The organism is Schaedlerella arabinosiphila, assembly GCF_003885045.1.
Taxonomy (GTDB): Bacteria; Bacillota; Clostridia; order Lachnospirales; family Lachnospiraceae; genus Schaedlerella; species Schaedlerella arabinosiphila.
In genome coordinates, this window is the sequence record NZ_RHJS01000002.1 from 5,609,729 (window position 1) to 5,631,999 (window position 22,271).

18 protein-coding genes are annotated in these 22,271 nt (G+C 47.6%); 14 read left to right on the plus strand and 4 right to left on the minus strand.

The annotated features are described in order from the left end of the window. Window positions 1-4: 4 nt before the first annotated feature. The 4 genes from EBB54_RS26380 to EBB54_RS26395 are packed head-to-tail and all read left to right on the plus strand — an operon-like array spanning window position 5 to window position 3,079. Entirely contained in the window at window positions 5-1,240 is a 1,236-nt protein-coding gene (locus EBB54_RS26380) for a hypothetical protein (RefSeq protein WP_125129649.1), read from the plus strand. Further along, window positions 1,228-1,596: a hypothetical protein gene (locus tag EBB54_RS26385; RefSeq protein ID WP_125129650.1), complete on the plus strand. Its 369-nt coding sequence runs from the start codon at window positions 1,228-1,230 to the stop codon at window positions 1,594-1,596. Before EBB54_RS26380 ends, EBB54_RS26385 begins: the two co-directional genes overlap by 13 nt. Window positions 1,597-1,609: 13 nt before the next feature. Next, window positions 1,610-2,284 carry a ribulose-phosphate 3-epimerase gene (locus EBB54_RS26390; protein WP_125129651.1) on the plus strand — a complete coding sequence of 225 codons (675 nt, stop codon included), beginning with the start codon at window positions 1,610-1,612 and terminating at the stop codon, window positions 2,282-2,284. A gap of 57 nt (window positions 2,285-2,341) precedes the next feature. Beyond that, the gene (locus EBB54_RS26395) at window positions 2,342-3,079 is read left to right on the plus strand and encodes an IspD/TarI family cytidylyltransferase (protein ID WP_125129652.1); all 738 of its coding nucleotides are present in this window, start codon (window positions 2,342-2,344) and stop codon (window positions 3,077-3,079) included. Between the two features lie 58 nt (window positions 3,080-3,137). Here the strand turns inward: EBB54_RS26395 and EBB54_RS30620 are convergent, their stop codons facing one another. Next, entirely contained in the window at window positions 3,138-3,296 is a 159-nt protein-coding gene (locus EBB54_RS30620) for a hypothetical protein (protein ID WP_170178108.1), read from the minus strand. Window positions 3,297-3,553: 257 nt separating this feature from the next. On the opposite strand from EBB54_RS30620, the gene EBB54_RS26400 reads away from it, so the two are divergent. From EBB54_RS26400 to EBB54_RS26420, 5 genes are all read left to right on the plus strand, one after another. Beyond that, window positions 3,554-4,705, plus strand: a complete 1,152-nt coding sequence (locus tag EBB54_RS26400; RefSeq protein ID WP_004079941.1) for a PucR family transcriptional regulator — start codon at window positions 3,554-3,556, stop codon at window positions 4,703-4,705. A gap of 137 nt (window positions 4,706-4,842) precedes the next feature. Beyond that, window positions 4,843-5,556, plus strand: a complete 714-nt coding sequence (locus tag EBB54_RS26405; protein ID WP_125129653.1) for a FadR/GntR family transcriptional regulator — start codon at window positions 4,843-4,845, stop codon at window positions 5,554-5,556. A gap of 288 nt (window positions 5,557-5,844) precedes the next feature. Beyond that, window positions 5,845-7,203, plus strand: a complete 1,359-nt coding sequence (locus EBB54_RS26410) for a GntP family permease (protein WP_004079943.1) — start codon at window positions 5,845-5,847, stop codon at window positions 7,201-7,203. A 182-nt stretch (window positions 7,204-7,385) separates the two neighbouring features. Beyond that, a complete protein-coding gene (gene ilvD / locus EBB54_RS26415; protein ID WP_125129654.1) occupies window positions 7,386-9,131 on the plus strand; it encodes a dihydroxy-acid dehydratase in 1,746 nt (581 codons plus the stop codon). Window positions 9,132-9,232: 101 nt separating this feature from the next. After that, complete coding sequence (locus tag EBB54_RS26420; protein WP_125129655.1) at window positions 9,233-10,321, plus strand: sugar kinase; 1,089 nt, start codon at window positions 9,233-9,235, stop codon at window positions 10,319-10,321. Between the two features lie 6 nt (window positions 10,322-10,327). On the opposite strand, the gene EBB54_RS26425 is transcribed toward EBB54_RS26420, so the two are convergent. After that, complete coding sequence (locus EBB54_RS26425) at window positions 10,328-10,966, minus strand: hypothetical protein (RefSeq protein WP_148099407.1); 639 nt, start codon at window positions 10,964-10,966, stop codon at window positions 10,328-10,330. 826 nt (window positions 10,967-11,792) lie between these two features. Beyond that, complete coding sequence (locus EBB54_RS26440; protein ID WP_125129657.1) at window positions 11,793-13,265, minus strand: DDE-type integrase/transposase/recombinase; 1,473 nt, start codon at window positions 13,263-13,265, stop codon at window positions 11,793-11,795. Between the two features lie 173 nt (window positions 13,266-13,438). Here EBB54_RS26440 and EBB54_RS26445 point away from each other — a divergent pair, with 173 nt between their 5' ends. After that, window positions 13,439-13,837 (plus strand): type II toxin-antitoxin system HicB family antitoxin, encoded by a 399-nt coding sequence (locus tag EBB54_RS26445; protein WP_125129658.1) that lies wholly within the window; start codon window positions 13,439-13,441, stop codon window positions 13,835-13,837. A gap of 98 nt (window positions 13,838-13,935) precedes the next feature. Here the strand turns inward: EBB54_RS26445 and EBB54_RS26450 are convergent, their stop codons facing one another. Then, entirely contained in the window at window positions 13,936-15,777 is a 1,842-nt protein-coding gene (locus tag EBB54_RS26450; protein WP_125129659.1) for a DUF975 family protein, read from the minus strand. 664 nt (window positions 15,778-16,441) lie between these two features. Between EBB54_RS26450 and EBB54_RS26455 the strand changes: the two genes are divergently transcribed. From EBB54_RS26455 to EBB54_RS26470, 4 genes are all read left to right on the plus strand, one after another. Next, a complete protein-coding gene (locus EBB54_RS26455) occupies window positions 16,442-17,569 on the plus strand; it encodes a tyrosine-type recombinase/integrase (RefSeq protein ID WP_016295568.1) in 1,128 nt (375 codons plus the stop codon). 192 nt (window positions 17,570-17,761) lie between these two features. After that, window positions 17,762-19,093 (plus strand): zinc ribbon domain-containing protein, encoded by a 1,332-nt coding sequence (locus EBB54_RS26460; protein WP_125129660.1) that lies wholly within the window; start codon window positions 17,762-17,764, stop codon window positions 19,091-19,093. Between the two features lie 275 nt (window positions 19,094-19,368). Next, window positions 19,369-20,817: a hypothetical protein gene (locus EBB54_RS26465; protein ID WP_125129661.1), complete on the plus strand. Its 1,449-nt coding sequence runs from the start codon at window positions 19,369-19,371 to the stop codon at window positions 20,815-20,817. Between the two features lie 4 nt (window positions 20,818-20,821). After that, the gene (locus EBB54_RS26470; RefSeq protein WP_125129662.1) at window positions 20,822-22,192 is read left to right on the plus strand and encodes a glycosyltransferase family 2 protein; all 1,371 of its coding nucleotides are present in this window, start codon (window positions 20,822-20,824) and stop codon (window positions 22,190-22,192) included. The last annotated feature ends 79 nt before the right edge of the window (window positions 22,193-22,271 follow it).

Consider the following 22,271-nt stretch of genomic DNA (forward strand, 5'->3'; position numbering starts at 1 on the left):
AACGATGGACGGGATATATGAGGAAGAATTGAAAATAAATCTGAGAAAATGTGTTGAAAACGGGGTACTGAAAGATAGGAAAGTATATCTGTTCGGACATTGCAGCACCACCCTTGCCCTTGCTGACATGCTGTTTGAAAATGGTATTAAGCCTGTGGCAATCATGGACAACAATGACATAAAATATGGAATCTTGTATAAGGGAATTCCGGTACAGAAACCGGATTTGATTTTAAAGGAAGATTCAGAGAAAGCAGTTGTTCTTATTGTCACAAGGTTCTATGAAGCTATGAATGCTCAGCTTAGAAAACTAGGATTTACAGGGACAGTCCGAAAACTCGTGGATTACAATACATATGCGGAATATTCACTTTCCGAGGAGGTTTTTTTGAGGAAACAGGAAAGGCTGCACCATGGCGAAGAGATTCTTGCATCCCTGCGAAATAAATACCCTGAACATTTTCTGGTATTTTGTCCATTCCAAGCATTGGGTGATATTTACGTTTGTATGTCTTATCTGCCGGATTTTTTGAAAAGACGAGGTGTGGATCGATGTACCATTTGTGTTGGCGGAAAGGGATGCAGTGCCGTGGTATCTTTGTTTGGTAATTATCCTGTGGAGATATTTGAGCAGAAGAAACTGGATGCGGCTGTACAGGCATGTTTGTATGAAAACAGAAAAGATACCTTTATAGCTCATCAGGACAGGCCTTATGTAGTGGATTTGAACAGAGCGCTTTATCTGAAGAAAATACCGTTTGAAAAAATTTATTGCTGCGGCGTATTTAACCTTCCGATAGAAACGAAACCGATTTATCCTGTATACTGGGAGGAATTTCCTGAAAATAATAGGGTAAAAAAAGGAAAGGCTGTGATCCTTTCGCCATATGCAAAATCAGTGACGGCACTTTCCGATAATATATGGAAACAAATCATTGAAAACTATAAGGAAAAGAACTATCAGGTTTTTACAAATGTGGTGGGAGATGAAAAGCCATTGGAGGGCACGGAGCCGATCTGTCCGAAGCTATCAGAAATAAGATCCCTGGTGGAGCATGCAGGTACATTCATAGGAATCCGCAGCGGGCTTTGTGATGTGATCCGCACGGCAGATTGCAGAAAGATAGCCCTTTATCCGGATTATCAGTATTGCGATACAAAATGGAAATCAATAGATATGTACTTCATAGATGGGTTTGAAAATATTGTTGTAAAGGAAGGGATTAAGTGGGAAAAATAATCTTATCAACACTTCCAAAGACATGGATATTTGATCTGGACGGAACGTTGTTGAAGCATAATGGATATAAGATTGACGGCTTGGATACGGTTCTTAACGGAGTAAAAGAATATTTAGACAATATTCCGGCAGAAGACAGAATTTTAATTTTAACATCCCGGACAAGCGAGTATGAACAAAAAACATTGGATTTTTTGGAAAAACAAATGATTCGATATGATGAGATCCTTTTCAATATGCCTGTGGGAGAGCGGATTGTTGTAAATGACAGGAAGCCCTCAGGGCTTGATATGGCTGTCGCTGTCAATGTGGACAGGGATCAATTTGTTGTGCCAGAGATTCAAACTGAATTATAGACAGGAGCATGAAATGAATTTTGAATTAACAGCCTCTATGATGTGTGCAGACTATGGCCATCTGGAACAGGAAATTAAGGAGTTGGAGGAAGGCGGAATAGACTCATTCCATATTGATATTATGGACGGGCGGTATGTACATAATTTTGCTATGTCGTTAAATGATATGCGGTACATAGCAGGCAGAGCACGGAAGCCCATAGATGTTCATTTGATGATTGAGCATCCGAATAATAACATTGAGTTATTTTTGGGGAGCCTTCGAAAGGGAGACACGGTTTACATCCATCCGGAGGCGGAATACCATCCCTCCACCACTTTACAGAAGATTATCAATAGAGGAATGATACCGGGAATTGCGATCAATCCGGGAACCAGTGTGGAGAACGTGCGTATGCTGCTGCAGATTGTGAAAAAGGTTCTGGTGATGTCTGTGAACCCGGGAAATGCTGCTCAGATGTTTCTGCCGTATGTGGGAGAGAAGTATGACCAACTGCTTAGACTCAAGGATAGGATGAATTTTGAAATATACTGGGACGGAGCTTGTGGAGCTGACAAGATCAGGGAGTTTGCACCTAGGGGGGTAAAGGGTTTTGTGCTTGGAACCACCCTTCTGTTTGGAAAGGGAAAGCCATATGGAGAAACTCTGCGCAGGATTCGGGATATGGAATTTGAGAAGTTTGTTTGATAGGGGATATTAAAAAGGCTGATGTAAAAAGAGTATTTAGGAGGAGTCAGAGAACGTATGAATGCAGCACTATTATTATCTGGAGGAACAGGAAGCAGGATTGCTTCAGAAGTATCCAAACAGTATATCCGGGCAGGAAACAGGATGCTGATCACGTATGCTCTCGAACCATTGTTAAAATCCACATACATTGATTTAGTGGAAATTGTGGCAGATCCTGGATGGCAGGAGGCTATTTTGAAGGATGCGGAGCAGGCAGGAATGGATGTGGACAAGATTGCAGCATTTGCTCATCCTGGGGAATGCAGACAGGAATCCATTTGGAACGGGCTGGAGGATATTGTGTGTCAGAGAGGAGGCATGTGGAATTGGAATGTTAGTACTGAAGGGCGTCTGGCAGACACCATTTTAATCCATGATGCAGCACGTCCTTTTCTGAAAGAAGAACTGATCGAGAGGTGTTTTCAGGCGCTTCCAGGTCATGAGGGGGTAATGCCGGTACTTCCTATGAAAGATACGGTGTACAGCAGTGAAAGTGGGACAAGGGTGGATAGCTTGTTGGATCGGAATCAGATTTATGCCGGACAGGCACCAGAATTATTTATTCTTGATAAATATTATCTGGCAAATCAAGTGCTTTTGCCGGAGGAGTTCATGAAGATCAGCGGCTCGGCGGTGCCTGCGGTAATGGCAGGGATGGATATTGCTATGATACCAGGGGATGAGGAAAACTTTAAGGTGACCACGGATTCGGATCTGCGCAGATTCTGGAAATATGTGGAAAAACAAATTTAATGGTTCAGTTCAACAAAAAAAGGGCTGCCTCTTAGCAGCTCTTTTTTACACGCCCATTTTATAAAAATATCTTTTTGATCCGCTCCAAAATCTTGAAATTCCTAACCGAATACTGATCCCCAGCCGACTGGTCACAGTACATGTAGCGCTCTTCACGCATCCATTCCGGAATTTCTGTACGTCTCGGGGTTTCCATTGCCGCACTAAATGTAATCATAAAAAACGCCTCCTTTTGATTGAATTTTTTGATTCTTTTCCGTTCCTCTTCTTATCTGTATCATAGCATAATCACAGAATTTTCCAATGGATTGTAAATCTAAAAAAAGAATAAAAATATGTGCTCTTAGTACAAAGAATGTTATAATCATAGAAAGATAAACTGAAAATTCATCAAAAAAGTGATCGTTCAGTACAGCTATGCGCAGTTGCGGTGCCGTCCATACGAAAACACAGTGAACACAAAGGAGTGAAATAATGGGTTTTACAATACAGGACATGATGCTGATTTCACAGGAGCAATACAAGATGCAGTTCATAGCCGGCGAACAGGGATGGTCCAACTCCATCAGCTGGGTTCATATGGTGGAAGACACGGTGATCATCCGGTATTTTTGGGGAAAAGAGCTTGCGGTCACAACAGGGCTTGGATTCGACACGACGGAAAAGCTGCAGAAGCTGATTGAGGACCTGATTCGCCGCCATGCGGCCGGGCTGATCATCAACACGGGAAATTACATTTCCGAGATTCCGCGTCATCTCATTGATTACTGCAATGAAAATGATTTTCCGCTCCTGACCATCCCCTGGGAAATCCATTTGACAGATGTGATCAAGGACTTCAGCATCCGGATCTTCATGCAGGGAACCGCGGATAAGGAGATCTCCGGCGCCCTGATCCAGGCCATCGAGCAGCCGGCGAACCAGGAGGAGTACCGCCAGAAGCTGCTGCCCTATTTTGATGAGGACGGAACCTTTCAGGTGGTGCTGATTACGACTGACCGCCTGGACGAGATGGATACTGTGGAGCGGCAGAAATTGTCCTACCGGGTGCAGGTATATCTGGAACAGATCACCCACAACGGGAATTTTATGTACTATGATTCCAACTTTATGCTGGTGGTCAACGATATCACGGAAGAAGTATTGGATGAGATCGTCACAGGCATGGTGCGCCGGGCAAAGCGGCGTATGCCGGAGACGCCATTATATGTTGGGGTCGGAAGCTGTATGACCGATATTTCCAACCTGCATACAGGTTATTCCCGGGCAAGGGCGGCGGTACAGATGGCAAAAAAACGGAAACAGGATCTGCTCTATTTTGACAAAATGGGCCTGTACCGACTGCTCTACATGGTGGACGACAGCCGCCTGCTCAAAGAGATGTCGGAGGAACCCTTAAAGCCCCTGCTGGAATACGACAGGAAGCACAATGCAAACTATGTGGATACGCTGGAATTGTACTTAAAGCACAACGGAAGCATCCAGGCCGTTTCGGAGGAAATGTTTACCCACAGGAATACGGTGATCTACCGGATGAACAAAATCAAGGAATTGCTGGGAACGAATCTGGAGCAGACTGAAGAGCGGATTCCGTATCAGATCGCGTATCATATCCGAGCAATGTGAATCCCGGCAAATCTCACCCAAAGCCTTGAAACAGCCCAGGTTTATTAGTATACTAAAGATGCGATTCGCAGCGGTTGGACAGTGGAACCGCTGCGTATGGCAGAAGCAGTAAAAAGATCAGACAGCGGGAGCAAGACATGTACAATTTTGATAAAATGGCGAAAAAGCCTCTCGGGGCCAGGATCGAGGATGAACTGATGCACTATATCCTCCAGGAGCCGGTGGAGCCCGGGCAGAAGATTCCGAATGAATTTGAACTTGCAGAAAAATTCGGCGTTGGGCGGAGTACCATCCGGGAAGCGGTAAAAGGGCTGGTTTCCCGGGGGATACTGGAAGTGCGCAGAGGGTCGGGGACCTACGTGATCAACACCAGTTCCCTGGACGAGGACCCGCTGGGGCTTGGAAAGATTGAGGACAAATATAAGCTGGCCCTGGACCTGTTCGATGTGCGCCTGATGATTGAGCCTGAGATCGCCGGACTGGCCTGCAGAAATGCCACGGAAGAAGATCTGAAAAGGCTCAAACGGCTGTGCGACGAGACAGAGCGGCTGTATGTGAGCGGCAGCAACCATATCAGCAAAGACATTGAGTTTCACACCTGCATCGCGCGGTGCAGCAAAAATCAGGTCGTAGAGACCCTTGTCCCGGTCATCAATACAGCGGTTTTTACCTTCGCGAACCTGACCCACCGCCTGTTAAAAGAGGAAACGCTGGAAACCCACCGGGCGGTCACAAACGCGATCCTGAAGCGGGATTCCGTAGGCGCCAGATGCGCCATGATGATGCACCTGACTTACAATCGCCAGACGATTCTGAAGATCATGGAAGAGCAGAATCCGGGAAAAGAATGATGCAAACATCAGACGAATGCAAAAATATTCAAACGTCTTTTCAAACCAAGTGGATATAATGTACAAAAGAAATGGATTCTGACTCTCGGAAACCATTCTTTTTTTGTGGAAAAGGTAGAAGTAGAAATAAATACATCAGATGTATTGAAGAAAAAACAACGAAATGATATGATGAATCCACGATAACATAAGACGTCAGATGTTAAGTGAAGTGTTCAGTGTAATAACCCAAAGCAATATAAGAAGAGAATTAGAAAAGAGTATAAGAGAATTGAGGAGGTACACATTATGGCTGGAGAGGCATTGGCATTGAATCCAACCAGACTGGTGATAGCCGCAATTGCAGGGCTGGCAGTCTTACTTTTATTAATCATCAAATTTAAGGTACAGGCAATGGTTTCCATCCTGGTAGGAGCGATCGTGATCGGCCTTGGGGCGGGCATGCCCTTTGAAAACATTGTAACTGCGGTGAACGACGGTATCGGCAACACGCTGAAGGGAATCGCGTTGCTGGTGGGGCTGGGCTCCATGTTCGGCGCCATTTTGGAGGCTTCGGGAGGCGCCCAGACGCTGGCCGTCAGTATGGTAAAATGGTTTGGCGATAAAAAAGCAGCCTGGGCGCTTGGCATTACAGGACTGGTGATTGCAATGCCGGTATTCTTTGACGCCGGGCTCATCATCCTGATTCCCCTTGCATTTTCCCTGGCAAAAAGAACCAACCGTTCTTCCCTGTTTTACGCAATCCCGCTTCTGGCAGGACTTGCGGTAGGACATGCGTTCATTCCGCCCACACCGGGGCCGGTTCTGGTAGCGACTATGCTGGAGGTAGAGCTGGGCTGGGTAATCATGGTAGGTGTTCTGTGCGGAATCTGTTCCATGATCGTGGCAGGCCCGGTATGGGGAGCCATCTGCGGGAAGAAGTATATGGTTCCGGTTCCGGAGCATGTGGCAAAACAGGAAGACATTGACGAATCCAAGCTTCCGAATTTCTGGACCATTGTGGGCATCATCCTGATCCCGCTCGTATTGATCATCCTGGATTCCGTGGCTGGAGTCGTTCCGGCGCTCAGCGGCCTGGCACCTATATTCGGATTCCTCGGAGAGCCCTTTGTGGCGCTGCTGATCGCGACGATTGCGGCAATGATCATTTTAGGACTCAAGCACGGCTATAATATGGAAGAACTGGAAAAAATCATGACAAAGTCACTGGAACCGACAGGGCTGATCCTTCTGGTAACCGCATGCGGCGGCGTCCTTCGGTATATGCTCCAGTATTCGGGCCTTGGCGACCTGATTGGAAATGCGGTCTCCTCCGCAAATCTTCCCATCGTTGTGGTTGCATTTATCGTAGCCGCTCTGGTTCGGATCTGTGTCGGTTCCGCAACGGTGGCAATGACTATGGCAGCAGGCATTATCGCAGCTATGCCGGGAATCGCGGAGCTGTCCCCTCTGTATCTGGCCTGTACAACGGCGGCAGTGGCAGGCGGGGCTACCGTATGCTCACACTTTAACGACTCCGGCTTCTGGCTGGTGAAGTCCCTGGTGGGAATGGATGAAAAGACGACGCTCAAGACCTGGACAATCATGGAAACACTGGTAGGCGGAACGGGTTTTGTTGTAGCCTTGATCATATCATTTTTTGCCTAAAAAATTGAAACTTGCGGACTATTTTTCATGCATCGCACGTAAGCGGCCAAAAGACACCCGCTAAGTGCTCATAGCTATAAAAATAGTAACGCTCGAAAAGACCTTGCGAACTATTTTTCATGCATCGCACGTAAGCGGCTAAAGGACACCCGCTAAGTGCTCATAGCTAGGAGGAAGGAATTATGGAATTGAGAAGTCAGGAAATGCGTAAGAATGCTCCGGAACTGGACCCGCTGCGTATCGGGACCGGGTGGAAGCCGGAGGATCTGTCGAAGCCCCAGGTGATGATCGAGAGTACCTTCGGCGACAGCCATCCAGGCAGCGGACACCTGGATATTCTGGTGGAGGAAGTGCGCAAAGGCATTGAAGAGGCCGGAGGACACGGCGCGCGCTATTACTGTACAGATATCTGCGACGGGGAAAGCCAGGGAACCGACGGCATCAACTACAGCCTGGCCAGCCGCGAAATGATTGCAAACATGATCGAGATCCACGCCAACGCAACCCCCTTTGACGCAGGCGTCTATCTGGCAAGCTGCGACAAAGGGATGCCGGGCAATTTGATGGGGCTGGCAAGAGTCGATGTACCCTCTGTGGTAGTACCCGGCGGCACGATGAACGCGGGCCCGGAAATGCTGACCCTGGAGCAGCTCGGCATGTACAGCGCAAAATACCAGCGGGGCGAGATTGACGAAGAAAAACTGAACTGGGCAAAATGCAATGCCTGTCCAAGCTGCGGAGCCTGCTCCTTTATCGGCACGGCATCCACCATGCAGATTATGGCCGAGGCTCTGGGCCTGGCCCTTCCCGGGAGCGCGCTGATGCCGGCTACCAGCCCGGATCTGCTGGCATTTGCCAGAGAAGCAGGCGCACAGGCGGTAAAGCTTGCGACGATGCCGGGCATGTGTCCCAGCGATATTGTGACCATGGACAGCTTTGAAAATGCGATCCTCGTGCATGCGGCGATTTCCGGAAGCACAAACTGCCTGCTGCACATCCCGGCGCTGGCCCATGAATTTGACATTGAAATCACCGGGGACACCTTCGACCGGCTCCACCGGAACGCGCGCTACCTTCTGGATGTCCGCCCGGCAGGACGGTGGCCTGCGGAATGCTTCTATTATGCAGGAGGCGTTCCGGCGATCATGGAGGAAATCCGGGAACACCTGCACCTGGACGCCATGACCGTTACAGGAAAGACGCTGGGAGAGAATCTGGACGAACTGAAGAAAAACGGTTTCTATGAGAGATGTGAAAAATGGCTGCAGGATTTCAATGCCCGCTATCATGTTTCCCTGAAAAAAGAGGACATCATCCGGCCCTATGCAGACGCCATCGGAACCGACGGAAGCATTGCCATCCTGAGAGGAAATCTTGCCCCTGAGGGTGCGGTTATCAAGCACACCGCCTGCCCGAAGGAAATGTTCAAGGCCGTTCTGCGGGCGAGGCCCTTTGACAGCGAGGAGGAATGTCTGGACGCGGTGCTGAACCACAGGGTGGAAAAAGGAGATGCCGTATTCATCCGCTATGAAGGGCCGAAGGGCAGCGGAATGCCGGAAATGTTCTACACCTCCGAAGCCATCAGCAGCGATAAAGAGCTTGGAAGAAGCATTGCGCTGATCACAGACGGACGATTTTCCGGGGCATCCACAGGACCGGTGATCGGACACTGCAGCCCGGAAGCCGTGGACTGCGGCCCCATCGCCCTTGTGGAGGAAGGCGACCTGATCGAGATTGATGTGGAAGCCCGGAAGCTGAACATCATCGGGATCGGAGGAGAACGCAGATCCATGGAGGAAGTGGCGGCCGTTCTGGAGGAACGCCGCAAAAACTGGAAACCCCGTGAACCGAAGTACAAAAAAGGCGTCCTCCGCCTGTTCAGCGAGCATGCGGCAAGCCCGATGAAAGGGGCATATCTGGAATATTAAGTATGCCGGGGGCATCCCGTTATGGCCACGCGGTCATTTCATAATATATAGTCTGAGCAGCAGACGTGTTTAAAGTCTGCTGCTCATGGAGGGAGATTTCTATGGAACATAGCAATCCATTGTTGACAGAAAATCAGAACAGCCACCGTTTTATGACCATCGGTGAGATCATGCTGCGCCTGACGCCGCCGAACTACGAAAAAGTCCGCATGGCTTCCAGCTTTGAGGCCAGCTACGGCGGAAGCGAGGCCAATATCGCTCTGGCGCTGGCAAACCTGGGGATTGATAGTACATTTTTCACGGTAGTGCCCAACAACAGCCTGGGAAAAAGCGCGGTTCGGATGCTGCGCAGCAATGACGTACACTGTACGCCGGTGATCCTCAGCACCCCGGAGCAGACTCCCACCCATCGGCTGGGAACCTACTATCTGGAGACCGGCTACGGAATCCGCGCCAGCAAAGTGACTTATGACCGCAAACACAGTGCGATCACGGAATACGACTTCGATACCTATGATTTTGACGCATTGCTGGAAGGGATCACATGGCTGCATTTGAGCGGAGTCACGCCCGCACTTGGGGAAAATTGCCGGAAAATGATTCTGCAGTGTCTGAAAGCGGCCAGAGAAAAGGAAATGACCATCAGCTTTGACGGAAATTTCCGAAGCACGCTCTGGACCTGGGAGGAGGCCAGGGATTTCTGTACGGAATGCCTGCCGTATATCGACGTACTGTTTGGAATCGAGCCCTACCATCTGTGGCGGGACGAAGCGGACCGCAGCAAAGGAGACTGGAAAGACGGCGTGCCGCTCCAGCCGGGCTATGAGCAGCAGGACGAAGTGTTCCGCGCATTTATCCGGAGATATCCGAACCTGAAATGCATTGCCCGGCATGTCCGCTATGCCCACAGCGGCAGCGAAAACAGTCTGAAAGCGTATATGTGGTATGAAGGGCATACCTTCGAAAGCAAGCAGTTTACCTTCAATATTCTGGATCGGGTAGGCGGCGGGGATGCATTTGCCAGCGGCCTGATCTACGCCATGATGAATGATTACAGGCCGATGGACATGGTAAATTTTGCGGTTGCGAGCAGCGCGCTGAAGCATACGATCCGCGGGGACGCCAATATCACCGACGATGCGGCGGCAATCCGAAATCTGATGAATATGAATTTTGATATCAAGCGTTAATCAGGCTCAAAGCTGCTCCGATACATCTTCATTCGGACTCTTACAGGCCAGATTGGTTAAAAACCGCTCCCTTACGGCGCAGGCGCAAAGCTCCAGGTTGTTTCTGCCATTTGCTGCATTGCACCCCGCCGTATTCGAAGCGGTAAGATTTTTTTCATCGTTCAGCAAAAAATCAATATATTCCTGGTACTGTTCGGCCTGTTTTGTATATCCTAGACTTCTTAAGACAGGGATAGCAGAGCTCAGGCTGGAGAGGGCAGGAAGGCCGTTCAGTGCGGCCAGGCTGGAGAGGGAGGAAAGGCTGCTCAGCCCAGCCAAGCTGGTGAGGGCAGAAAGTCCGTTCAGCCCGGCCAGACTGCCAAGTGCTGGATAACCATTCAGCCCGGCCAGACTGCTATATGCTGGATCACCATTCGCTCCGGAGAGACTGCCAAACGCAGACGATCCGTAGAGTCCTGCAAGATAACTAAGCGTGTTATAGCTGCCCGTCCCGCGATATCCGGCCCGCGCCATTGCATTGCTGAATCGGGCGGTCCCGTTTAGTGAAGAAAAGCCGTTTTGTTCGGAATCGCTCCTGGCTCCCACGGCGCTGTTGGATTTGCCGGAACTGCTGAGTTTTGCGGTCCTGTTTTTCGTCTTATACATATTCACAGTCTGAAATCGCGGCAATCCAGTCCTGAAAGAATCATTTGCATGATAAACTTCTGTCATTTTTCGTATCCCCTTCCACACATAGAATTTATCCCCGCGAAGCAGCGAGCCAGCACACTAGGCGGCCATGCCTGCTGCGGGAACTTAGACTTGTACGTTTGCTTTTCTGCGGATGAAAGCAGATTTTTTTCCTGTGTGCAAAGTATACTAAAAAAGCAATTCTGCGGCAAGCATATGGGAGGAGCAAAGACGGTTTAAACAGAATGTGAGTTACTGTGGGCATCCGAACCGGGGCTCACAGTAACGAATGTGCGCTGCACAATCAATGGCCGGCTGCATTCATAATTTTCTTTAATCCTTTTTTCAGCCTCACGGAAACAGTTTAAACGGCATGGCTCAGACCATGATGTCTATACAAAAGGCGCAGAGCGTGAAAGCGTTCCAAGACACAAAGAGATAAAAGAGAATTTGGCAAAATCTATTATCAAAAGGCGTGGTCTAAAATAAAGCACGCAGAATTGGTAGTGTCAAGTAATTTATGAAAAACTGAGCTGCAAAAAACAGGCTCAAATGAACCTTGAAAACTGTAGATATCGACTCCGAAAAGCTCTCCGAGGGCTTAGGGCGTTGCCCTAAGAACCCACAAGGGACCAATCCCTTGACCCGGTTTCGGGCTTTGCCCGAACCCATCCTCGCCGGAAGGCAAGAAAAGGGCGCAGTGGCCCCTTTTCTGACAGACAGGATCATCCGTGAGCCTTATGTCAATAGACTTTCGCGGCATATCCTCACCGCCTGACGGCGGCTGCGGTATTCCACGGTTCTATTGACAACAGCTCCGCTCCGGCGCAGAGCCGCCGTTTTTCTGCTGGTTCAGGATGGTCTGCTGGCCAAGGAAGATGAGAAGCTGCCATTTTCCAGGCATGTTGTCAGCGCCCCGCAGCATTTCTACTTCGTTAAGAACTTTGTAGTTCTTGTGTTTATGCGGACGGAGAAAGTTATAGTATGCGACCCAGAGGGCAAGGTCATAGTTGGCACCGTCGATGTGGTCAAAGCCGTTTGTGTGACGGTAAGATGCCTTATAAGTACGGTTGAGCCGTTCAATCATCTGTTTGTAGGGACGGTGTTCTTTGGAAACAGCATCGTCGTTGGTAAGTCCAATCACCTGAGTGATTTTGAATGTAAAATCGTTTCCCAGCTTTTTTACAAATTCCATTGCAGCGAGCGGGTAGGCGCTGTAACCGTCAGCAATGAACTTAAAGTTTTCCGGCAGTTTTGCAAGTCCCCGGAAAGCCATACGCATAGCGAGGATACAGGGGCCGACACCACGGTTATCAGAGATCTGGTAGCCAATGATGGATCGGGATGCGGCATTCATAATGAGCCAGACATAGGATTTGATCCCACGGATTTTGATATAGGTTTCATCGGCAGTAAAAACAGGCCCTTTTTCGTAGGGGTATTGGTCAACAAAAGGTTTCACGCAGATAGCTGCGGTCTTGCAGTAATTAGCGATCTGCTGGTGGGAAATGCCGATGTTGTACAGGTCTCTGAGAGCCTGGGAGGTTTTCCTAAGGGAGAGGCCAAGGTTGACGTGTAGGGTCAGGCACAAGGACATTACGTGGGCATTATGCTTGCTGAATTTCAGGGATGAAGCATTTTTAGGCAGGGTATTGAGATCCATGCTGAAAAAATCCATCGTAAACTCACGGTAGATATAGTGGAGTTTATATTTATTTTTGCCGTAGTCCTGCCTGAGATCTTCTTTATCTACCTTTTTGAGGTTGTAGAGGTAATAAGGACATTTGGGATTGATGCACTTATGGATGATAAAGTGTTTGCGCTCCTTCTTTGGGATCAGGGTATTGCCGCAGTGGGGACAGCGTAGTTTTACAGAGGAGAAGCGGCTTTCATCGGGTGAGAACCTTGCGCTGCAGACTTTGCAGAGAAGCTGTCCTTTGGAACCATTATTTTTATAAAGGAAAGGCTTCGGGGCACCACAGCGGGGGCAGGTACAGCTGTCCGGAATATCGCATTCTGACCGTCGGCTGACAGGGCGTATTTTCTTACCATAACGCTTTTCAAAGTAAGGGATGAGATCTTGATAAGTCCAGTCCTGCCGGAAGTCAGTGACAAGAGGGAGATCGTCAATTTTAAACTTCTGGTACTTTGGAGAATGGGAATCATCAAAAGCCCACTGTTTCAGTGGGATATATCTGCAGATAAAATGAATCAGCCAGCAGTTTTGTTGGTAAAGAGATTGAATGAGAAAGAGTAAATAGGTAATAATATCCATAAGCAATGATTTTCCTTTCAGTGTTTGTGGGATGGTAATAGTATTGACACAAAAAAGGGAGGTCATTGCTTTTTTCTTTGAAAAAGTGGTGAAACCCTTGAAATAATAAGGTTTGTTAAAAAAAATATGGTAGTTAACTTGACACTACCGCAGAATTTTAGGAGGTGTTTTCTATGAAAAATTCTTATCCGATTATTTTAATGCCAGATAAGGTTGGTTATGTAGTATATGTTCCTGATTTCAATATAAATACAGAGGGGGATACACTTACAGAAGCTATTGAAATGGCAAGGGACGCAATAGGGGTGGTCGGCATTGATATGGAAGACGATGGGGAATCCCTGCCAGAGCCAACAGCAGTATCAGAGGTAAGGGCTGATTCTCCGGCAGATATTGTGACGCTTGTTGATGTGGATTTTGGAGAGTACCGCAGAAAGAACGATATGAGGGCAGTCAAGAAAAACTGCACAATACCATCATGGCTGAATTTTGAAGCTGAAAAAGCAGGAGTGAATTTTTCTGCAATATTGACGGCGGCACTCAAAAGCGAGCTGAAAATTCAAAGCCGATAATGAACGGAAGAAGCAGAGCGCTGCCCGACCGCCAATCGCGCAAACGCTCTGCACTTACATGTACGAAAAAGCTGCATCCAATTAGGATTGCAATATAATTAAAAATCAAAAATATTGACGGCTGTTCCGCTTACGGTAACCTCCTGAAAATCCGTGATCCCCTTCCCTTCATTGGGATATTTCAGAGAATACACCTGATCCACCGCGAAGGCCGCCGACAATATGCACGCCGTTATAATCAAAGCCCTGACCGGCAGCTTTCGGAATAGTCCGTCGAGAAAGGGAACCAGCACATACACGATTGCCATGCCGCCGATGCCGAAGGTGAGCAGACCCTCCGCACAGATCCGGCCCTGCAGGTTCAGGAAATACCCGGTATAATCCCACCATCTGGTGCCGCCGTGTAGGGATTCCAGGAAAAGGGAAGTGAAATACTCCACGCATCCGCAGAGAAGCATAGCAAGTACAAATTCCACCGCCGGTTTTCTGCGGAATTTATTTAACAGCAGCAGGATCATCACGCTTCCGCATCCATAGATCGGCAGCCAGGGCCCGTGCATAACCCCGCGGTTGGCAAATTCGCCGTCTGTGATCAGGTGAAGGCTTACTTCCCACACCCACCCGGCAAAGGACAGTGTAAAGAAGATCAGGATCACGGACCAGACGGAATAATACCGGAGGTAATTCTGGCTTGCAATCCATTTCCGTTTTTTGTGTTCCGGGATCGGGTACAGCCTGGTCGGATAAACCAGGCTTTCCGATGCCTTCTTATCGTATTCGAGCTGGAACCGGAGGCTCTGCTCTGTTTCCAGCGTCTCGATTGCCTGGCTTCGGCGGACGGTCACGCCGAATACCTCCGCCAAAATCCGCTGGATGCCTTTTAACTGCGCGGTATCCGGTAATTTTCTGCCGTACTCTTCATACACATCGGAATATGTAAATTCCAGCATCAGAGGATCCGCATTTTCAAATAAATATGTATCGTTCAGCAGGTCAATATGTTCCGTTTCTCGTTCCCGGCCCAGGCGGCGGAGCTCCGCGTAATATTCCGCCAGCACCGCGGCTTTGTACGGGGCGGTGAAAAAGATATTGGAAAGCCCCAGAGTAAGGACTCCCAGCAGATCCCATCCAAAGAAGGAGAGCTCAAGCACAAAGCATTCCCATTTATGCCCGTTCATCAGTTTCCTGGACAGGGTGATCGCATCCATGGTTTTGATTCCAGGATTTTCCGCCAGGATATAGGGAACCAGATAATAGGAATAAGCTTTGATGATGCCGCCGACCAGGGTCAGCCCCCACAAAAGCGACAGGATGCCGGTCACAAAACGGGCGATTCCCACATGGCACCATTTTTTGACCCGCAGCAGGAACCACAGTCTCTGCGCCGGAACCTTTTCATAACAGCGCCCTTCCAGAAACATCCGCAGCATCACGGTTCGATAGACGCCGACCACAAAGATTTCCAGCAGGAACATCAGGGCCAAAGCGCCGACCAGCAAAATGATGACCGTGCCGCTGTCCGTTCCGGCCAGAGATCGGATGCCCAGCACCAGGGTCATCAGGTATGCGCCCGAGGAAACCTTATTGACGACCGAAGCCAATACGCCCCGGCTCCGCCCCAGGACGGCGCGGGGATTGATCAGCGAATCCTCCACATACCGCGCTTCAGTTTCTCGGATCTTCTGCTCCTGGCTTTCCACACTGTCCTCCGTGATCTCCACCATAAATTCCAGGAAAGAGGTGATGACGGCGCTGTAGGAGGTGGCGGTTGTCAGGGAGGCATCTGCCTCCGGGTCATTCATGCCGGACGACGTCAGGACGGAACCGCCTCCGAGTATGGACGAGACGATGCAAAGCAGTAAAAACAGCCAGTAGTGCTTTTTTAATATTTTTTTGGCGCGTGCCTTTAAATTTTTTCGGATTTCTTTTCTTGTACGCAATCTGGTTCTCCAATCATTTGGTTTTTGTAACTGCTGAAAACATGGGCAAACACAAAGGGCTTTATTACGCTTTCAGTAATTGCATGTTTGAAAAAATGTATCCAGATAATCATACCTTAAAAACAGTGGCGTGGCAAGAAGGGGATGCACTCGGATCAGAATAGGCGCGTTCCTATAAACACCTGCTCGATGTCTGATGAATAAGCTGTATTTTAATACTCCTAAATTAAAAAGCGCTTAAATGGCAGACTAGGGCATCTGATGATATCATGATTTTAATGTCCAGTTCAAACTTTTGTACGAAAAAGAGACTGCGCACGAAATTGTAGTGCGGCAGCCTCGTCATATTTATGGATCATTCTATCCATTTCATTATTTTCACAGATTACCTCAATCTGCGAATTTCTCCATAAACAAAAGTATTGATCTTCAAACGTAAAATCTATTTTCAACCCAATTTACAAACGTAATTATAATGGAGTCATTTCGATTTGTCAACCAGATATTCCTGTTTCTGCGCCATTTCCATGGTTTTCCTTCCGGCAGTCCCGGCCCCAGAATACCATAGAATACAGATATGAAAGATAAAATTTTATGAGAAACGTTCTTTTTCCCTGAATCTATTTTATTATGGGTCAAAAAAGTGGTCAGGAGGAACGTTAATATGTCAAGGCGCGGAGAAAATATCAGGAAGAGGAAAGATGGACGCTGGGAGGGGAGGTATTCTGCATTTGAGCCGCATTCCCAAAAGAATGTAGTCCGTTCCATATATGCCAAAAGCTACAGCGAAGTAAAAGAAAAATTATCTGCGGCAAAAATGGATACACAATCTATGTCAAAAAGACAGAAATGTGCAGGAAACGTCCTTTTTTATTTGGTGGCGGACGAATGGCTTGCCACAGTTGAAAACACGAAAAAGCATGCTACTTTTATCAAATACCGTTTCATTTACCAGAAACATATTAAGAAAAAAATGGAAAATCTGGTACTGGCGAGGATTAATGAGGACATTTTGTCACAGATATTTCAGGATGATAACAATGAGGCGCTGTCGGACAGCCTGCAGAAAAGTATTTCCTGTGTCATGAACCAGATTCTGTCCTATGCGGCATTGAACTATCACACAGAAAAAATCAAATATTCAAATCAGCGGCCGAAAACAGGAAATAAGCCGGTCGAGATATTGAGCCAGACAGAACAGACCCGGCTGCTGCACCATCTGTATGACGGAATGGACGTTTTTAAGCTGGGGATTGTGATCTGCATTTCCACCGGTCTCCGTCTCGGTGAGATCTGCGCTTTAAAATGGCAGGACATTGATCTGGAAAGGAAACTGCTGTATGTGAACTCTACGGTGCAGAGGATTACTATGGACGGAAAGAAAACCCGGACAGTTCTTTTGGAAGGAGAACCCAAAAGCGTATATTCTAAGCGTGAAATTCCTTTATCGGACGAATTGGTTAAGCTGATCCTTCCATATTACAAAGGTGAGGGAAAATATATGCTGCATAGAAATAAGCCGCTGGATCCAAGAACGTATCAAAATAAATTTCAAAAATATCTGCAGATTGCAGACATAGGTCATAAAAATTTCCACAGCCTGCGGCATACTTTTGCAACAAACTGTATCAACAGCGGAGCGGATATCAAAAGCTTAAGTGAGATATTGGGACACTCAGATGTAAAGATCACCCTGAATCGTTACGTGCACCCTAGCATTGAAACCAAACGGCAACATATGAACTCATTAGCAGCTATTTATGGTCAATATCTGGGTCAGAAACGATCATAAATATTGTATTTTAGAAAGAAGGACGCCATTTTTCGCAGATTGAGGTAATCTGCGAAAAAACCATAGCGTAACCTTCGGGGGCCATATTGAGATTAAAATAAGCCGTGAATGCCGCGGTGGGCAGATCAGCGGAGTATACGAAAGCAGCCGGCGTCTGGCCGGGCTTATCCGGAATGGAAGGGCCGAATCAGTATGAAAGGGCATAAAGATTCAATATATAAGACCGTTTATCAATACAACCAGATTCCGATTTCTGCCGCCGATATAGAACGTCTGCAGGAAATCGCCAGAGACTGCCGGGAGGTCAAAAATTATGTTTATGACCGCTATAGCGGGATTCGCAGTCTCCCGAAGATCCATCCGGGCTATACCGTTCAGAATGAGATGACAAAAAGTGGGCTGCGGGAAAAGCTGGGGCTTCCGTCCGTGTATTTTTATCTTTCTATTTTTGATGCACTGGGGGATATTAAGAGCCAGTGGGCACGCACGAAAAGCCGGGTGGGACAGAACATCAGGAACAATCCGAACCTGTCGGCAGAAGACAGGCATTATCTGCGGTTTATCATGAAGCAGAGCCAATGTTTCGAGTCAGTGCTGGCGGGAGGGGAGCCGGAACTTGCGGGCGTCTGGAAAGAAAAATATGCAGATGTCCGGAAAGGTGTGGATACCCACCGGCTGGACCAGTACCTGCGGAGGCAGGTGCGCCGCTGTCTGAACAAGCCCCATACCGACGCGGCGTATGGTTTTCCGGCTTCCCCAAAGGGATACCGGTATGCAGATCACGGAATCTACCTTTCCATGAAAGAAAGCCGCAGGAGGCTTTTTATCCCGCTGACAGACAACAATCAGTATAACTGCCAGATTTACGTTCGCCTTTATCCTGAGGAAAGAGGGATTACGCTGAATGTGCCCATAGAGGTAAAGCAGAGGCATCCTGCGGGATACAGCGGGGAGATGGGGCTCGCGGTAGGGCTTAAATGTATGTTTGTGACAGATCAGGGCAGGACTTACGGAGAAAAATATTTGAAATACCAGTCCGCACTTACAGACTATGTGCAGAAAAGGCTGCCCCGTCACCAGAGGAACGCAAAAAACAACCCCGGCATGAAAAAATACAATGCAGGCAAGGTAAGACTGGAAGAGACGATGCACAATTATGTGAACGGTGAGATCAACCGGATGCTGGACACAGAAAAGCCGGGGACGGTCTATTTCCCGAAGCTGCCGCCAAAGTCAAAGGCAGGTTTCAACCGGAAGGTGAACGCTACCGTCAATATGTGGCAGAAAGGCTTTGTAAAAAGCAGGCTGCTTCAAAAATGCCGGGAACGGTCCATCGAACTGGTTGAAGTCTTCGGCAAAGGAATCAGCGTCCAATGCAGCCGCTGCGGAGCGGACGGGGTGAAAGAAAATGATATGTTCCGCTGCCCGTCCTGCGGGGCAGAGATGCCGGAAAGGCAGAACACCGCAAAGAATGTCCTGAAAAGGGGACGTGACATGCGAAAGGAAAGGGAGTATGGAGAATGATCCCTTAAAAAGAAGTTCATTAAGAAAAATTCCGTGGATGAACGCATCTGAGGATACGTTTGACCAAAACCGGAGACGGGAATAGGAACGCGGGAGGACTCTATTGATAGAAAAAACAAAGACGGCATTAGAAGCCGGTTCCTGCGGGAGCCGGGTATTGGGTAGGCCAGGACCTATGGGAACTCAAGACGCGGAACCTCCGCGCATGAGAAGTACCGGGAGCGAAGCAGGCAGGTCGGAAAGATCCTGCCGGCATCACCCGTGAGGGTGACAAAATGTGCCTTATTAAAAATAACGATGAGTCGGTGGAGATTGTCATGAGAAGTGCTCAAAAAAAGCAGGCCATGGAATTTGCAGAATTACTTGGCGAGGCGCACAAAGAGATAAAAAAAGCCATGGAAGGAAAAAAACAGGCGGCGGCTATGAAATTGCTGGAGCAATGCCAGGAAGGAGCCATCGAACTCGGAAATATGATTGAGGAGTCAGAAGGGGAGGGCTTTGCCACAGTCCATTTATTAGAGGATTATTGCGAACTGCTCTACCAGCTGCATGAAAAAAACGGGTCGGATAGATCCTCAGACGCGGGACGGGACTATAAACTCCTGCAGAAGGCCCTTATACAGATAATAAACAGCGTCCGAAATGATATTCCTGTGCGCTTGGAAGTCGTATTTCTTCCATATAAGGCGTCCATGTGGGATTCACTGGAGAGTGTGTGGAAGGCGGCGGATTCAGACGAGAATACAGACGCGTATGTGATTCCGATTCCATATTTTGACAAAAATCCGGACGGTAGCTTACGAGAGGAGCATTATGAGGGCGGACTGTATCCGGAATATGTCTCTATTACAAGATATGACGAATATGATTTTAAAAACCGCCGTCCGGATGTGATCTATATACATAATCCTTATGATGACTGCAATTTTGTAACCAGCGTGCATCCATTTTTCTATTCTAAAAATTTAAAACAATTTACAGATAAACTTGTCTACATTCCTTACTTTATATTGGGGGAAATCTCTCCCGATAATCGAGAAGCGGTAGAGGGCATAAAACATTTCTGCACCACGCCCGGTGTGATCAATGCGGACAAGGTGATCGTACAGTCTGAAGCGATGCGGCAGGTTTATGTCAATGTTCTGACGGAAGAGACGCTAAAAAGCCAGAGCCGCAGGAATGAAAAGGATATCAGAAGATATTGGGAGAATAAGATTGACGGAAGCGGATCGCCGAAGTTTGAGAAAATTTTAAATACAAGAAAAGAACAAATAGAAATCCCGGAGGAATGGAAAGGGGTTATCGAAAAGCCGGACGGTACATGGAAAAAAATTATCTTATACAATACATCGGTCACGGCATTGCTGCAGAATAATGAAAAAGCGCTGCGGAAGATGGAAGATGTATTTCGGATTTTTTATGAGAATAGAAATGACGCGGCGCTGCTTTGGAGACCACATCCATTGCTGGAAAGCACATTGAACAGTATGCGGCCGCAGCTGCTGGAAGAATATAAGAGAGTTCGCGACCGTTATATAGGAGACGGGTGGGGGATTTATGACGACACGGCGGATCTGAACCGGGCGATCATATTGAGCGATGGGTACTATGGGGATGGCAGCAGCCTGGTGGAACTATGCCGGAAAATGAAAAAACCGGTCATGATACAGAACGTAGAGATCTGTTCGCAGTGCAAAAAGGTATGTAAGGAAGGGGAAATATAAGGAGATGTGCAGCACAAAAATAACTGCATATGGCAAGGACTTTTCATTTCTTCAAAACTTAGCATATGATGACAGTGCTAAGCTATGCGTCTATGGCTGCGGAGTGAATGGAGAGATCATCTGCAGGTATCTAAAAGTTTTAGGCAGGGATATTGAATATTTTGTGGACCGGCAGGCAGACAGCAGGGAATTTACCGTTCTCGGTAAAAAGGTTATTTCGCCGGATACATTTTTGAGCCGGGCGGATGATATTCAGGTCATTGTTTCTCCTGATAATCAGGCTCCGGTGATACAGTATCTGACCGAGAACGGCATCAATGAAAACAATATCATAAATCCATTCAGAAGAGTAGATAAAGAGATAAGGATTCTTGAGGATGTTTATGATCCGAAATACTTTTTGAAAGCTAGTAAGAGAAACAGAGAAAAACAGGCGGACGATGCTCCGGTGGCGACTATTTTTACAATCCTGTACAACACGCCGAAGGGAATGCTGTGCAGAACCATAGAAAGTGTTTTGAACCAGAGCTTTGAGAACTTTACTTATCTAATAATTGATAACGGCTCGACAGATGATTCGGCAGATACGATCAGGCAATATGCGGAAGCAGACGCAAGAATTACATATATCCGTCTTGAGAAGAATGTTCCGTGGACGGAAAAGGGACTGCTTACAAAACTGAAAGACAGCATAAGCACAGACTATGTAGCTATGGTGGATTCTGACGACTACTATGAGCTGGATTTTTTAGAGAAGACCATAAAGATTTCCCGTGCTGACGGTTCAGACATGGTTCAGGTCAATACGCTGACATATGCGCATAAGGGCTTTAGATACAGCTATTTTACACATTATTTAGGAAGGGATATCTGCATTAAGGGAGAAGAGAAGGAACGCTGTTTCATGCTCCGCATCCTGTTTGTCCCTGTGTGGGGTAAGCTGTATAAATCGGGCCTGTTTAAGCAGCTTATAGATCTGATGCTGACCTACGAAACAGAGTATGACAGAGACTGCAATTTCTGTCTTGATATATCCTGGATGACCTATATGGCTCTTGCCTGTGACCGGGTTTCTCTGTGCGATGACTTATTGCATATCCGTACCTGGAGGCCGGGAAGCAGCGAGCATTCCGACAACCACAGTTCGAAGTGGCTTTCATCTATCGTCTGGTCATTTGAACATTTACGGAAAAACAATGTGGAATATGAGGCTGCGCAGGTATTTGAGGAATCGGCGCTGATGTGGTTATTCAGCTTGCCGAGAGAGGAATACAGTTTATCGGATTTCAGGAAAGAGGATATGGACAATAAAAGGGTTGCAGATTTTTTAAACAGGCCTGTTTGTGATAAATATAGAGGGGATCAGCATGGATAAGAATAAGGATATCGCTTCATATGACGTATATGAGTTAGATTTTTTAACAGATGCGGAGCAGGAATTCTATGAAAAAGTA